Raw genomic sequence first — 15,189 nt, 5'->3', positions numbered from 1 at the left:
TCAGGAGCTGGATTAGCTTCAGGAGCTGGATTAGCTTCAGGAGCTGGATTAGCTGAAGAATGTGCTTTTCCCTCCATTACTGAACCAATGAGTTGAGTGCTCGTACTAACGATGCTGGTTACAGTTGTTATGCCAGCGTTAACAGCAGCTCCAATTAACGTATCGGTCCCCTCGTCTTTTATCTTATCAGCTGCAGCCTGTGCATGTTCAAAACTGATCAAAGATAAATTAGAACTTAGCTGAATTTCAGACTGGTATAAAGCATTAGAAAGAATTATTGCTTCTGTTAGGAGATCTGCGCCTTGAGGGCTAATATGACTGATATCAAAAAAATCATTATCGTTGGTTGCATCAGCTTGATGTAATTTATTTACAGCATTAAAAATCAAAGAACATGCTTTATCAGTAAAAAGAACTTTTTGCTCGCCAAAATCACGTAACTGATTCAGTAATGAAAGAGAATACTCTTTTTTGAGAGCACAATTAGTTAAAAAGGGAGAGGCAAAAGTTGCATCTCCAACATTGACTTTTCTTAGCCCAAGCCCTGACATTACCTTCACGTTTTTAATGATGTCTGCAGTAGATGTCTCTGCAATATGTGATTGCTGTAAGCTAGGGGCGCGACTGACATCTATTTTTGTTGAATTAGTCGTATTCATATCATACTCCTGTTAAACTCTTAACTTAGTAGACATCTGAAGACATGTTTCAGAAACCTGTTGTATTGTTGAAGATAGTGATTCATTCAACTGAGTAATTTCTTTTTGTCTGGTATTAAACGTAGAAGAAGCATTATTAAGTAGCTTTTCCAAAGCTTTGACTGATGCTTGTGCGGATTTAAAATTTGCTAAAGCTTTATCAGCTTGTGATATATTATAGCCGTTTGCAACTCCAACAATAGCTTCAGTAGTAGATAATCCTATTTGACCGAGTGACGTTGATGTATTAACTATTGTTTTCACCATTTTTAAAATAGTCTTCATAGCATTTTTTGCTACTGGTTTAGCAAACTTTGAGATTACCTTTGCTCCACCCCACGTGGCCATGACGGTAACAGCCGTTATAGCCACAACCATTATGATAGCAGACATTACTTTACCAATTTTTTGGGCGGGGTCTCCATCAAGTCCAAATTCTTGAAGAATCTCAGTAAAGCCCTGAGTCATCAATTTTAATGCCTCATTCATGGCATATCCAACCAGATCGATATCCCAAACATACTCGACCGTTTTTTCCGTTAAAAAAAGTGCGCCAAGAACAATAGTACCCATGATACTTAATGCTAATGAAGTACCGCCAGAAAAAGCTGCTCCGACAATACCTAAAATTTGTAGCCCTACTCCTACAAGAGTTCCAACTAACTTCATAAGTTTCTGAGTCAGTTTGGAGGTATGTATTCGTTCATCAAATTCTTTAGCCTTTTGAGCCATTACTTCTTGAAGACTCCTTTGAGCGCACTGGAATGTTTCCAGTTGATTTTTTAATTCATTTTCAGCGGTTTCGCTACCCAGTTTGATTAAAATCACTGTTAAAGCCGCAGCAAGCGCCATGTCAGAGGGATTATCCAGTTTATCAGACATTATCTGAATATTGTTGTTCTGAATGGATATTTTTTGTCTGCAAGCAGAAAGTTTCAGCAGTAAATCACTGGCAACTTTGAGCTGTGAAATAAAATTAGCCTTATCTACATCAGAGACTTCAGTTCCAGAAACCATGTTTTCAGCGATTTTTTTAGCTAACGCTGACAGTTCCTTAGAAAAGGTATGATATGTTCCCAGTAATTCACTATATTCATTTGCTAACTGTTGATTACTATTTTGGGCTGCTTCTTTTAAAGCGATAAACTTCTGACAGTTCAGTTTTAGTTGATCAATATTTGTTTTTGTCTCCAAACTGGTTAACCGCGAAATTACCGCCACCAAATTTGCAGAATTGGTGTATCTTGTTGCAGATGAAGGATTGGGTGAGTTTAATTTCGGAACAAAGAAAAAAGGGTTTTTTGCTCCATTAAGTATGGACGGATAACTTGCCGAGATATTATAATGAACTTTCGACTGATTAGGGATGAGGAGAGCTTTTCTATCCGCATTAAAGTTGAACGCAACTTTTTGTTGCTGTAAAATGAAGTTTTGAATATCATTCATGATATAACCTCTGAGGGTTGATTGTTTTTCGAATCATTCAGCAATCTTAAATAAGATTCTGTTGCGGAAATTATCTCAGGATCCTTGCATTCCTCTAGAATAAGATGAAAACATTCCTTGGCTTTATTTTCTTCTCCTGTCATAAGGAGACATTGACCAAGATATACCAAGAGGTGGAAGTTATCTGGGTTTAATGTAAAAGCTATCGAGTACAAAGCAATAGCTTTCTGATAAGCCCCCCGAAGTTGACATACCGCAGCATAACCTGTTATATAATCGCTGTTATGAAAATCATAGATGCAAAGGAATTTAAAAAAATTCTCTGCTTCATCCAGCTTAGATGAGTTATAAAAAAAACAAGCATGTTCGAATATTTGCTCCATAAACTCATCAGAAAGACCAAGTAAATTTTTAAATGATGCGCCTGCCATAATGGCATCAATCACCTCTTGTGAAAGAGCATCGCTGTCGATATTCGCAGTGTTAAAATCGCGCTGTTCTGAATTGTTATTTTTCCCATCACTCATCATGGTATTCCCCTCTGACTATCCTGAGACTAATTGTAGCCAAATCAGCTCATATAGTAATGCAAAAATTGCTCATTTTTAACGTGATAAATACAAATTTTGATTTTGTTGTGAGCTATTCATTGTTTGGGTTACTATTGTAATCTGTTTCTTTTAACCATTTAAGAATTCGTAAAATTTCATCCAACTCGCTAAGGCCGACAACAGAATAAATTTTGTAAGTAGCATATAAGTGACGAGCGAGAATTCTGTCGTTGATTATTGGTACATTTTTCTCCTGCGCATATCGACGAGCAGCTAGAGCTCGTTCATCCTTTTCTTTGACTGAAATTATCGGAGCGGGGAAAATATCAGTATTAATGTAAATACCAATGGCAATGTGAGTTGGATTAACAATGAGCATATTTGAGTTTTCTATGTCTGAGCGGACCTGCTCTGAGAGAATTTCTCTGTGCATGGCCTGACGTTGAGATTTTACCTCAGGGTTCCCATTTTGTTCTTTTATTTCCTGCCGAACTTCATATAACTCCATTTTCATGTCTTTCATGAAAATGAAATACCCTGCAATAACATCAAAAACCAGTATTACAAATATGCTAACGAATGAAACAACCAATAAAGATAACAGAATTTCTTGCCATATTAATAATAATGAATTAATTTGCGTGTATATTTGTGAAAATATTTTGTGTTTTTCACATTTCAATACTATGTAGCCTGAAGTAAAAAAAGCAATTATGTATAATAATGACTTTAAAAAATCCTTGATAACAAGAACGCTAAAAATGCGTTTGAACCCATTAACTGGGTTAAGAGCTGAAACATTGAAATTTAATGCCTTAGTGGCAAGGGTGAATTTTGTTTGAAAAAATGTAGGGATTGCTGAAATAATAAAAACCACAAACAAAATGGGAATTATAATCATGAAGGCAATACGTATAAGTTTAGACAGGTAAATACTTAACGAGGCCGAAAAATTGTGATTTATAAAATCAACCCATATATTCATTAACTCATCAAATGAGATAAAAGATAAAACAAATTGTATGCCAAAAAAAATTGTAAAAGAAATTATAACGTCTTTACTCTTAAACATCTGCCCCTTTTGGGCTGCATCGTTTAATCGCTTTGGTGTTGGTTTCTCTGTCTTGCTACCCATAAAATCTCGAACTTAATAATCCCTAAAAAAACATAAAAATATCATAAAACATATCAAAAATATAATTTGTAACAAGTCTTCCTGAATATAATATAAAAACAATAAATGCAACAGCACTCTTAACAGTCAGTGATACGGAAAAGGCATTCATTTGTGGTGCAAATCTTGATAAAAGCCCCAGTATAATCTCACTGAACAGTAACATCGATATTATCGGTGCACATAACAAAATGGCTCGGGAGACACAGTCATTTACTAAATTAATAACGGAATAAATGTTCGGAAATGCAATTGTAAAAACAGGATTGATTTCATAACTCTTTTCAAAAGAATCTAGAACTAACCGCAACCCACCATTCTGAAGGTAAACAGAGCAAGCGAACCAGTTCAAAAAGTTTGACATTTCTGAAGTATCGATTCCATTAGCTGGATCGATAGTGCTGCTAAGTGTGGCCCCTCTTTGGTTATCAATAATACTACCAAATGCAAGAAATACCCAAAAAGGGAACGACAAAATAGTACCAAGAACAAAACCTATCAAGACTTCTTTTACAGTTATAAGTAATATGGTATAGTTATTTAAATTTGTATCCATATCAGAAGACTCGGGAAACATTCCAATAGAAATAATTAATACAATGGAGAGACGTGTTGGTCCTGTTAAAATATTTTGATTTAAAAAAGGAAGCATATAAAAAACAGGCACAATACGACCTAAATTCATAGAAGAATGGTATAGTAATGAGAAGAAGTAATCAAAAATTTCCATTTATATCTACCAATTCAAGCAAAGCCTGTATACTTCGCAACTAAAATCAATCAACATTTCACCATACCAGTTAGACATAAGAAAAAGAGTCAGACTTACGCAAATCAATTTTATACCAAAAGGAAGAGTTTGCTCTTGTAACTGTGTTACAGTCTGAATCAGACCTACAATTAATCCAATAATCGTAGCTACGATTATTGGCACTGCAGATAAAACCAGAACCATATAAATGGTTTTATCTCCTGCATAAATTAATTCATTCATAACAAACTGTTCAAGTATTGATTTAATAAACCTTTAGAAAGAATGGTCCATCCGTCTAGTGATACAAACAAAATCAATTTAATTGGCGTCGAAATAGTCACTGGACTCATCATCATCATACCTAAAGCCAGTAAAATACTCGATATAACCAGATCCACGACGATGAATGGGAGATAAATATAGAAACCAATAATAAAAGCAGTTTTGATCTCACTCAAAGCATATGCAGGAAGTAACGATATAATGTTGGGATTAGTTTCATCATTACCTCCAGTTATAACAGATTTCCCTCTGCTTACAAAAAAATCAATCAATTCTGGATCAGAAAATTTTCTGAGATAACTTTTATAATCAGAAAGACCGTAATCAAGAAACTCACGAACTGAGTCGATATTCTTATAGTTAACGTTTACCTCTTGGCATTTTTCAAATGTAGATTGTGCAATTGGGAACATGACATAACAAGCCATTATCAATGCAATACCATTCAACGTCATATTGGAAGGGACTTGTTGCAATCCCAATGCATTCCTGATTACGACAAACACAATAGAAAATTTTATATAACATGTACCAGCACAAATCAAAAATGGTGCAAGGCTTACAATTGCAAGCAGGGTAATAAGGGATATATCATTCTGGATCATTTTTCTTACTCAGCCATTCTATGATTTCAATACCTAAATTATCTTCTATCTCTACAAGCTCACCATAACCAATTAGCATTCCATTAGCCTTGATTTTTATTTTTTTTTCTGCATTGAATGGGAGATGCAGTATCTCCTTCTCAAACAGACGCGATATTTCATCATATGTAAAAGTTTGTGAGTGCAGAATGAAATCCAACTTAACTGGTAGTAGTTTCATATCTCCTTGAATATTTAAGTATTCATCATTGTTATCGAAATCATTTGCCATCTCAATTTTATCCATAATTATAATGCTATCCTTCTGTTTCCTATATGTGCCGATATTTTTAGAGGAACAACGAATAATGTTAGTTTTTTGTTTTATGATCAAAGCATCGCCAACAGCAATATTCTGGAGTAACGAATAATTTATTACAGTATTGCCAATCAAAAAATCAAAATTCCATTTCAACTCACACTTTGTGAAATTTATATTTACTGGAAAATTTTCCATTGGAAGTTCAAGGAGCCACACACAAAAAAAATCATCATTGATACAAATCATCTTTGTGTTTTTGGGAAATGGAGGTTCAGTAACATAAGTTAAGTGAAACTCATTATTACTATGACCACAAATATTAAATAATGAGATAGATTTCAGATTATTGATGCACGAAATTATTTTTTCCTCAAAATACTGAGTCAATACTCCACCTTTGCAAGAAGGTATCATGTAATTCATGATATCTTTTAGCAGTACAAATCCCTTCCAGCCTGTACGCGGTACAGTAACTACAACCCACTTCTCCTCAAAATCAGGGAATCCAACTGTGAAATTAATATTTTTTACTTTTAGATTAGCTATGGTTTTATTAAATTTTACATCATTAAGATTAATCTTCTTCAAATGTAACATAATTGCATAAATAATCACTGTTGATGAATATATCTATCTTTATATTTTAATGTCCAGCTATTGAGCTTGAGATTTTTAGTGTTTGTTGAAAGTAACGAAAAAACATTTTCACTAGACGAATCGAAAATATACTTACCTGAATGATCTTTCGTAACAACAACATACTCTTTTTGGTATTTTTTGAGGTTGAATCGATATATTAGTCCCTGTAATACCGGACTTGACATACTCATAACCATTTGCTGCAGTGTATTCAATTGTCTAAAAAATAAATTTTCTTCAGATGCAAAATTCTCTTTTAAAGGCTGAATGTTATAATTTAAGGCGTTAACATTCGATTTATTATCCAAAAGTGGGCTCCATTCGATAGAAACTTTATTACGTGTCAATTTTTTTTTATGAAGTTTATTAAATGCCTCTCTCTCAGTATCGAGCTCACTGTAAAGAAAATGACTTTTATTTTGGTCTATCTGACCATCCATTCCTAATGAAAAATTTGACATACTTTCTATTTTATTTGTATGACTATCTTTTGAAACGGTTAAAAAATCACTTTCAAGTTTATTATTCCTACGCATCAAATGTTCTTCTTTCGAAGAACATTCATTCTTTACAAGATTTGAAAACTTTTCATCCGTTATTAATTTCGAAGATTCTGAACCACCATCTGAAATCATTGTTCTGCCTGATTCCCATGTCCCCCCACCATGTTTCAATGATAATTGTTTTTGAATATGTTCATTTACTTCCCAAAAAAAATACGAACATCCTAATAATCCTGCCTGCTCAGATTCTTCTGATTTTTTTTTTCGAATTGCTAGGCGGGAATCAAGGCTTTTGATGCTATCGCTGTGTTCAAAATTTGACATCAAAGGAGTTGTACTTATCTTATTTAAATTGTCCATATATCAATTCTTCACATAGGTTAGTTTCTAACTGCAATTCAGATTTTAACAAGGCTCTCCTGTGTTTTTCATGATGAAAATCTAATTTTTTAAATTTTATTAATATCATTTTTTGTTTCTCTTTCACTGTAGCGAGCTCATTCAGCTTTTCATTTAATTGTTCGTCAATTAATGATAGATGCGCCTCTATGTTATTAAGTTGTTGTTGAATTACACTTTTTTTTCTTAAGAATTCATTTATTGAATAAATATTCGCTATCCCTTTCATTTGTTTTCTACCTGATAAAGATTGTAAGTTTGAAAAGTTTTTAATTAAATCGTCTCTTTTATTTTGTAAACACTGCACTTCACTATTTTTCTTCAACACTTCACATCTCACTCGTTCTAGTCGATTTGAATTAAGTTTCTTAAGGACTATAATTTTACTTGATAAGTTCATCCATTAACCTCAAATTATCTGATAAGTTTACTTTTTCATCCATTCGTTGACACAACCATTTCTTAATTTCTGGTTCTTTATCTATTGCTTTATCGTTATCACTATTCATACCTCGGTTATACTCACCGAGTTCAATAACAGTTTGCAATTCATCGCGAATTGAATACATTTCGCGAATTTTATTAGCTAGTTCTTGATGGGATTTATTAGTTATTTGATTAGAGATTCTGCTAATGCTTTTAAGTATGTCAATAGCCGGATAATGTCCTTTACCTGCTAATTTTCTGGACAAGTATATATGTCCATCAAGAATCGAACGTATTTCATCAGCAATTGGATCTGATTCTTCTTCCGATTCAAGTAAAATTGTGTAAAACGCTGTTATACTTCCATTTTCAGTTTTCCCTGCTCGCTCTAGTAATTTAGGCAAATTATCAAATACTGAAGCGGGATAGCCTCTTCTAACTGGTAACTGTCCTGTTGCCAATGAGGTATCACGCAATGCACGGAGATACCTTGTTAGGGAGTCCATAAATAAAATAACATTCAAACCTTTGTCACGAAAATATTCAGCTATCGTCGTTGCAGTTAAAGCTGCATTTGCTCTATCTACAGATGGATAATCTGAAGTTGCAACAACAACCACTGTTTTATTTACTTTAGAGGTTTTCTTTAGTTGTTCAGTTAGGTCTGTAACTTCACGTCCTCGCTCTCCAATCAAGCCTATGATAAAAATATCTGCATCTGTGTTTTCAATAAGCATTAGAAGCAATGATGTTTTCCCACACCCAGCTGATGCAAAAATACCTATTCGCTGCCCGATACCACATGTCAGTAAACCATCAATTACCTTTATACCCGTATTACAAATTTGAGTAATTGGCCGACGTCTTGTATAGGATGGTGGTGTTTGTTCTATTTCCCTGTTTTCAGCAATGTAAAAAACGTTTTTCTCAGATCGCATTAAATCTTCCAAAACTTGACCATATGGATCCAGTACACATCCAAGTTTTTCATTACTGATATTGATGGACATAAAAAAACCCATTGGTTCAACTGCTATATCGCTTGATAAGCCTTCAGTTGTCCCGATGACAGCTAATGTTGCTTCTTCATTATCTATAGATAATATTTTTGCCTTAGCAACCACATCCGTAGACATCCAATTCTTCCTTATATAACATATCTCACCGATCGATATATTATCTAAGCGCAGCTTTATAATTCCGTTATTGATAGCGTCTGGAATAACTAGTCTGTTGAATAGTGTCGGGTATTTGTTTGCTTTCATTTTTATAAAATAATCATAGATGGTTGATTTTATATAAACTCAACATTTTTTATGTTCTGTTAAAAATAACGCCTCATTATGGTATTGTAATATACATTACAGTGAACATATTAACAGCTCTTTGTTCGGTGATTATTGTGGTTTGTAATTAGTTTTGTGATAGTATCTCACTACATTAACCAATCTTGAGACTTTAGGTTATTTACAAGTCAAATGGTTTTAATTATATTTATGGAAATATTATCATTGATTTCACCAAATGAAATAACACCAATGTCTTGGTATTTTGTTTCCAAAAATTTCTTAACATATCTCCTGACATCAACAGAGCAAAGAATAACAAAATTTTTTACATCATAGCCCTCGAAACCGACAGTGAACTTATCGATTAAAGCATCTGCTTCTGATGGAGACATATTTAACATTGCACCAGAACTAACCTGCCGTATACTTTTCCTAAATTGTTCTTCACATTCTCCTGAAAGCATTATAACATTCAAAATATTATTTTGCAGGAAACGTTGGCAGATATATCTTGACATAAAACCTCTGATTTGCTCAACCAATATAATAATATCCTTTTCTCTGGGAGCCCAAAGTGCAAGCGCTTCCATTATCAGTCTGATGTTTCTGACTGAAACTCTCTCGTTAAGCAATCTTTGTAGAACCTCAGCGATGCGTTGCATTGTTATGTAGCGGAAAACCTCATGTACAAGATCTGGATACTGACTTTCACAACTATCCATAAGGAATTTAGTTTCTTGAATCCCAAACACCTCTGAAATATTTCGTAATATTGATATTGAAGCACATTGGTATAATTCATCTAAAGGCGAACGTAATGCTATCCCCAAAACAGATAAATCATGAGCTTTATCTTTGCTTACCCACATTTCTTTATTTTTACCATAGGTGAAATTAACATTTGGTGCAACTAATTTCTCGGAAAAACTCACAACTCTCATCAGTTCACAATAAATTTCAATTTTTGCCAAATCAACCTCATTGACATATAACGTGGCCATGTTTTTTTCAAGTCCTTTGATCGTGGTTATTGTTATTTCAGGTAATCTGATCCCGTAATCAATTAAGAACTGACTTCTTATTTTATCTGATACACATTTATCGGAAAAATATTCAAATGTTTCCGGGCTGAAGCCGATCATAAGTGGCGTGACGTTTATTACAACATTGTCAATGTTATTGATTAACTCAAGGTTATCATTAATGATGTTAGTGTCTATATTGTCCTCTTTGAGATTCACATATGATAAATTTCCATTTTGGGTTAAAGCTTTTTTTTCTATGGTAGTTTTAAAAAAATAAATAGTCCCTACCCCTCCCGCAAGCATCAAAAACACAATTAATGGAAAACCAGGCAAGAGCCCCATGCAAATAGCTAAAATTGATGTAACTAAAAGTACAAACGGATTTCGCACTAACTGATTAATAACAGTGCGTCCCATATTATCACTCTCACCGTTAACTTTAGTCACAATAAAACCGGCACTGATCGAAATCAAGAGTGCAGGAATCTGAGCCACTAATCCATCCCCAATTGTAAGCACTGTATATGTTGAAAGTGCGGTCGACACGTCCATATCATACTGCGTTATGCCAACAGAAATTCCACCTATCAGGTTTACAAAAATAATAATAATACCTGCTATAGCATCTCCCTTGATAAATTTCATCGCACCATCAAAAGAACCATACAACTGACTTTCTCGTTCCAGAACGCTTCTACGTTCCCTGGCTTCGTCTGCATTGATCATACCTGCTCGCATATCAGCATCGATGCTCATTTGCTTACCCGGCATCCCATCCAAAGAAAATCGAGCTGCGACTTCAGCTACACGCTCAGATCCTTTAGTGATAACAATGAACTGAACGATTGTAACAATAGAAAAAATAACGAAACCGACTATTAAGCTATCTCCAATAACAAACTCTCCAAAACTAGAGATAATATCACCAGCATCTGCTTCAATCAGCACTAAGCGGCTTGTGCTAATTGATATAGCTAGCCGAAATAAAGTTGTGATAAGTAAGATAGCTGGAAATGTTGAAAAATCCAGTATTCTCTCTATATAAAATGACCCCATGAATATAAGGAGGGCTATGATCAAGTTAAGCGCAATCAGAAAATCAATGATATAGGTAGGCAGCGGTATGATCAACATTGCTATGATAACAATCATCAATAGCAATATAAATAATTCAGCTTTGAATTTTAAGTTGTAATGTTTCATATTATCTTTATGTCATTTGTTACGCTTTCATTGTTTTAATTTTATTAGCGTTAAATAATAAACATGTGTCTTCCATTTCCATTATTTTATTAAGGATAAGGTCTTTGTCTTTTATATCTTCAAAAATATTTTCTGGTAAGTCTTTTATTGCTGAGTACACGCAGCTTATAAAAACATCTTTAACTAATTGTTTTTTTACACTAATCATTTCATTTATAAATTCTTTGGTATTCTCCGGATATCTGAGTATTGATAGGAACATCGACAACAAATTTGGTTCATCAATTCCAGAGTCACTGACTGTTTTTTTGTTAATTAATTCATCTATAAAGATGTGTTCTGAAGATTTAATTTGTCTCATGATTTTCAGCTTACCAATTAAGTAACCAAATTCAAGAGCCGTTGAGCTAGGATCTTGCGAAGCAATATCTAATAACAATGCATCTTCAAGAAAATCTAGTATTTCCTTTCTTTTTTTATACCCAAAAGTAGTTATCAGATTTTCATAGAACTCAAGGCTTTTTTCTGTACCAGATATAAAATTCCGATATGCTGCTCTTAATAATGAAGGTTTTAGTGAAAGATGTTTCCCGAAAATTTTTGCCTTCAGGGCACAATTTATCCCACCTTTCAGTTCCTTTGGATCCGCATCTTTTTCAATTATTTCAATAACTACTTTTAGTTTTTCTTTTAACTCATTATCCAGATTTCTATCGTTTACTAAACCTTGTAATAATAAAATCAAATCGCTGATGTCAGTACATCGGCGTTTAAGTTCATACAATAACTCACTAATATTTAACTCTTCTACTCTGGATGTTTCAAATACCTTACATATATCTTTTATGGTTTTTGCATCCAATATTTTATCGCTATATTTTGTTATATTTTTATTGAATTTCTCCTGTAAAACCTTACCATAAAACTGACTTAATGCTGATGACATTTCATCTATTGAGTCAACAAATCTTGAAATATCCATGGCAGACATAACATTTTTATTAGCTTCTGGTGCTTCCGTTATCTCATTGTTTTCATCAAAGCCTGTATTTACCTTTTCTTTATCAAAAAGGAGCGGTTTATGTGATTTATTTGCATCTAAGTTAATATTGCCTACCATTTTATATGCTCATCTATTCAAATAACCATCAACCCATTTTCGTAGTGGTTCACTTTCTGTAGATAAATTTTTATTAACTTCGTTCAATACAGATGAAGTCTCAGGCATTATGTTCTCATTTATTTCCCGTGGCTGAATCAAAAAGAATCGAATAGTGTTATTGTAACTTCTTGACCTATATTTAAATAAATTACCGATATATGGTATATCCCCAAGAAGGGGAACCTTTTCCTGTGATTCAGTATCAGAATCACGTGTATATCCGCCAATTAATAAACTTTTACCTTGAGGTACTCTGGCTACTGTACTTATCACCGTGCGCCCGACCTGAGGTAATGATTCACCTTCAGAAGTTCCAGCATCGTTACCATCTTCAATATTCAAAACCATTTCAATCTGATTTTCACTAGTAAACCGCGGTAACACACTTATTAATGTACCATACGTTACATGTTCCATGCTTGACGTACGCTCACCAATCAAAGTCACATAAAATGTTTTATTGTTATCAAAAATTGCTGGTATATTTTCCTGAGTAAGAACAACCGGTCTTGAAATAATTTTTGCTTTTTGTTTTTTTTCGAGAGCCTGGACAGTAGCCAAAAACGACGTTGTATCAAGAGTACTGAATGACGCATTACCCGAGTTAATGATTACACCGAATGTGGTATTTAAATCGACAGACCCCGTCCAACTTACGCCTACCTGGTCTAAATCGCTTTTATCAAGATCAATAATCCAAAGTGACAGTTCAATATGCCTTTTAGCATAATCAAGTTGTTTAATAATACTTTCAATAAATGAAACCTGCCCCGCCTCCCCTCTTATTAAAAGACTGTTTGTTGCTGGGTATGAAACCACTTTGATAGTATCTGTACGCTTAGGTGATGATTTACTTATGAAAGCTAACAGTGGCTTTAACTCATTGCTTTCTTGCTGAAAATTATTAACTTCGCGATCATTATCAACAGGCAACTGCTGCCCAGTTGCATTATTAGAACTATCTACTGAAGTTTTTAAGTTATCTGATGATCTTCCACTACTACTGCCCATAGCATCTTGTAAAATTTGTTCGATGACAGTTGCCATACCAGGTATGATAACCTTTTGGTCACGGAGTTCATATACTCGATCGTCAACAAATGTGTTTTCAAGATGCACAATACCTATCCGTTCTCCATTAAGATGGAGAGCGGCTCTTTTTTCATCTATGTTCTTTACTGTTTCCGTTAATAATTTAATATATATGGGAGGGCCAGATATGTAAAATGTTTTTGAATTTTCGCTACCGCGTATTGGATATCTTTCATCATATAAACCAGAAGACATCATGTTTTTCACAATATCTTTCATATTGACATTTTTTGTGTTACACACGACACTTTGAATTTCGCTTGCATCATATATATAATAGGTTGCTCCATCAAAATACCAAATAAGACCTAGTTGGCTTGATAAACGCTCAAGCTGTTTATCTGGTGACGTTAGATCAATTGTACCACTTATACTCTTCCGTGCAGCAAGTTTACTTACAACAATTGGGGATCCAATTCTTGCAGAAAAGGAGGTAAAAAAACTCTTTAGATTATCATTCTTTGCATTATATACATCTCCGTTGCCATGTGCGTGCTCTCCCCCCAAGAATAAAATTATAATAATTGAGATCATTTTTAATGAATCACCTTTTTTAATCATCTTTTGTTCGCCATTTTTTTATGAAGTTAACGTTTTTCAAGTCTCGTGGAGAATATCCAGTAAATTTTTTTACCGCATTAGAAAAATGTGATGATGAAGAAAAACCATTATTAATTGCATGAAAAGTTAATGAATCGTCATGTTCAACACAATCGAAATAAGTATTCATAATTTTCCACTTTTCGAGCTCCTCTTTAACAGGTTTTCCGAGTGCTTTATAACACAATCGTCTGAAATGTGAATATGATAAACCATATTCCTTGCATAATTTTTTTATGGATGAGATGTCATCGCAAACTGTTTTTTTTAGTAAAAAAAATATAATTTGATATTCTTCGCTTGCTCTGATGAAATTTAATAATGGTTCTATTGATTTTTCTTTTATGATGTAACTAAATATTAGCCATTTTTTAAATTCATTGTCATTTTCAAAAAGCTCTGGACTTACCTCCTTAATCTGATAATTCCAAGATTTATTACTATATGAATGTTCTGATATGCCGTTTGCCATATCCATAAATACAAGTAAACTCGCAACGGATTCAAGCCGGATCTTTCGACAATTACAAAGTCTATTTGATACATGTAATCGAGTTCGACCATCCAAAAAGAAAAGCGAACATCCTTTAACAGTTCGTAATTCACAGTCATTCCGTGTAATAATGCTAATTGTTGTCTCAATCGGGGCTTTAATAATTATAAGTGTTTTCTCTGTAATGAGATACTCATCATCTTTTCCCAAGACGATAGCTGAATCACTTTCATACAGACTGGCAGCTTTTTCCATTACTTATATTCTCACCATGATTTTCACCATAAATATAATAATAAATGTTCCACGAAACATGATGAAAACATAATTTAAATATTATGATTGCATTTACATGCTGATTTTATTCTCTACCAGCCAGAATATGTCTCATTCACACTTCTCCTGTGAAATGGGTTTCTTTGCCACATATACTGTATTCACACAAAAATAGTGAGGTCTGAAAGCTATTGTCAATATTAGATAATAAATGTGCCTGAATCGCCACGGGTTTAACAGACACCTCGGAGTCATTTAAGATGACTTAAAG

15 protein-coding genes are annotated in these 15,189 nt (G+C 33.7%); all 15 read right to left on the bottom strand.

The genetic code is table 11. From position 1 onward, the window contains the following. Positions 1-659, bottom strand: a 659-nt coding sequence (locus FDW87_RS01890; RefSeq protein ID WP_305764062.1) for an IpaC/SipC family type III secretion system effector, incomplete at its 3' end; no start/stop codon positions are given. Positions 660-671: 12 nt separating this feature from the next. Further along, positions 672-2,144, bottom strand: coding sequence for a type III secretion system translocon subunit SctE (gene sctE, locus FDW87_RS01885; protein ID WP_137379408.1), 1,473 nt, complete (start codon positions 2,142-2,144; stop codon positions 672-674). Beyond that, entirely contained in the window at positions 2,141-2,674 is a 534-nt protein-coding gene (locus FDW87_RS01880; RefSeq protein WP_137379407.1) for a tetratricopeptide repeat protein, read from the bottom strand. The genes sctE and FDW87_RS01880 overlap by 4 nt, the downstream gene beginning before the upstream one ends. Positions 2,675-2,786: 112 nt before the next feature. Beyond that, complete coding sequence (locus FDW87_RS01875; RefSeq protein WP_137379406.1) at positions 2,787-3,830, bottom strand: EscU/YscU/HrcU family type III secretion system export apparatus switch protein; 1,044 nt, start codon at positions 3,828-3,830, stop codon at positions 2,787-2,789. 22 nt (positions 3,831-3,852) lie between these two features. After that, on the bottom strand, positions 3,853-4,599 hold the full coding sequence (gene sctT / locus FDW87_RS01870) for a type III secretion system export apparatus subunit SctT (RefSeq protein WP_137379405.1): 747 nt from the start codon (positions 4,597-4,599) through the stop codon (positions 3,853-3,855). 6 nt (positions 4,600-4,605) lie between these two features. Beyond that, complete coding sequence (locus FDW87_RS01865; RefSeq protein WP_137379404.1) at positions 4,606-4,863, bottom strand: EscS/YscS/HrcS family type III secretion system export apparatus protein; 258 nt, start codon at positions 4,861-4,863, stop codon at positions 4,606-4,608. After that, a complete protein-coding gene (locus FDW87_RS01860) occupies positions 4,860-5,507 on the bottom strand; it encodes an EscR/YscR/HrcR family type III secretion system export apparatus protein (protein ID WP_137379409.1) in 648 nt (215 codons plus the stop codon). The genes FDW87_RS01865 and FDW87_RS01860 overlap by 4 nt, the downstream gene beginning before the upstream one ends. Beyond that, the gene (locus FDW87_RS01855; RefSeq protein WP_137379403.1) at positions 5,497-6,408 is read right to left on the bottom strand and encodes a FliM/FliN family flagellar motor switch protein; all 912 of its coding nucleotides are present in this window, start codon (positions 6,406-6,408) and stop codon (positions 5,497-5,499) included. The genes FDW87_RS01860 and FDW87_RS01855 overlap by 11 nt, the downstream gene beginning before the upstream one ends. Before the next feature lie 14 nt (positions 6,409-6,422). After that, positions 6,423-7,313: a hypothetical protein gene (locus tag FDW87_RS01850; protein ID WP_137379402.1), complete on the bottom strand. Its 891-nt coding sequence runs from the start codon at positions 7,311-7,313 to the stop codon at positions 6,423-6,425. Beyond that, positions 7,297-7,680, bottom strand: coding sequence for a hypothetical protein (locus FDW87_RS01845; RefSeq protein WP_170975093.1), 384 nt, complete (start codon positions 7,678-7,680; stop codon positions 7,297-7,299). The genes FDW87_RS01850 and FDW87_RS01845 overlap by 17 nt, the downstream gene beginning before the upstream one ends. A 55-nt stretch (positions 7,681-7,735) precedes the next feature. Then, positions 7,736-9,043 carry a type III secretion system ATPase SctN gene (gene sctN / locus FDW87_RS01840; RefSeq protein ID WP_137379400.1) on the bottom strand — a complete coding sequence of 436 codons (1,308 nt, stop codon included), beginning with the start codon at positions 9,041-9,043 and terminating at the stop codon, positions 7,736-7,738. A 209-nt stretch (positions 9,044-9,252) separates the two neighbouring features. Beyond that, entirely contained in the window at positions 9,253-11,295 is a 2,043-nt protein-coding gene (locus FDW87_RS01835; protein WP_137379399.1) for an EscV/YscV/HrcV family type III secretion system export apparatus protein, read from the bottom strand. Positions 11,296-11,314: 19 nt separating this feature from the next. Continuing rightward, on the bottom strand, positions 11,315-12,415 hold the full coding sequence (gene sctW / locus FDW87_RS01830; RefSeq protein WP_137379398.1) for a type III secretion system gatekeeper subunit SctW: 1,101 nt from the start codon (positions 12,413-12,415) through the stop codon (positions 11,315-11,317). Positions 12,416-12,424: 9 nt separating this feature from the next. After that, positions 12,425-14,110: a type III secretion system outer membrane ring subunit SctC gene (gene sctC / locus FDW87_RS01825; RefSeq protein ID WP_137379397.1), complete on the bottom strand. Its 1,686-nt coding sequence runs from the start codon at positions 14,108-14,110 to the stop codon at positions 12,425-12,427. After that, positions 14,103-14,897, bottom strand: a complete 795-nt coding sequence (locus FDW87_RS01820) for a helix-turn-helix domain-containing protein (RefSeq protein ID WP_137379396.1) — start codon at positions 14,895-14,897, stop codon at positions 14,103-14,105. The genes sctC and FDW87_RS01820 overlap by 8 nt, the downstream gene beginning before the upstream one ends. Positions 14,898-15,189: the final 292 nt, after the last annotated feature.

The organism is Citrobacter sp. wls826 (genome assembly GCF_005281245.1).
Lineage (GTDB): Bacteria > Pseudomonadota > Gammaproteobacteria > Enterobacterales > Enterobacteriaceae > Citrobacter > Citrobacter braakii.
Note: the sequence above shows the minus strand (reverse complement) of the source record. Positions and strands in the feature narration are given on the sequence as shown.

Bases quoted from the DNA above. Each gene is read 5' to 3' on its own strand.
- FDW87_RS01850 (WP_137379402.1), bottom strand. From the start codon at position 7,313: ATGGACAATTTAAATAAGATAAGTACAACTCCTTTGATGTCAAATTTT.
- FDW87_RS01880 (WP_137379407.1), bottom strand. From the start codon at position 2,674: ATGATGAGTGATGGGAAAAATAACAATTCAGAACAGCGCGATTTTAAC.
- FDW87_RS01865 (WP_137379404.1), bottom strand. From the start codon at position 4,863: ATGAATGAATTAATTTATGCAGGAGATAAAACCATTTATATGGTTCTG.
- FDW87_RS01835 (WP_137379399.1), bottom strand. From the start codon at position 11,295: ATGAAACATTACAACTTAAAATTCAAAGCTGAATTATTTATATTGCTA.
- sctN (WP_137379400.1), bottom strand. From the start codon at position 9,043: ATGAAAGCAAACAAATACCCGACACTATTCAACAGACTAGTTATTCCA.
- sctC (WP_137379397.1), bottom strand. From the start codon at position 14,110: ATGATTAAAAAAGGTGATTCATTAAAAATGATCTCAATTATTATAATT.
- FDW87_RS01820 (WP_137379396.1), bottom strand. From the start codon at position 14,897: ATGGAAAAAGCTGCCAGTCTGTATGAAAGTGATTCAGCTATCGTCTTG.
- sctE (WP_137379408.1), bottom strand. From the start codon at position 2,144: ATGAATGATATTCAAAACTTCATTTTACAGCAACAAAAAGTTGCGTTC.
- FDW87_RS01855 (WP_137379403.1), bottom strand. From the start codon at position 6,408: ATGTTACATTTGAAGAAGATTAATCTTAATGATGTAAAATTTAATAAA.
- sctT (WP_137379405.1), bottom strand. From the start codon at position 4,599: ATGGAAATTTTTGATTACTTCTTCTCATTACTATACCATTCTTCTATG.
- FDW87_RS01875 (WP_137379406.1), bottom strand. From the start codon at position 3,830: ATGGGTAGCAAGACAGAGAAACCAACACCAAAGCGATTAAACGATGCA.
- sctW (WP_137379398.1), bottom strand. From the start codon at position 12,415: ATGGTAGGCAATATTAACTTAGATGCAAATAAATCACATAAACCGCTC.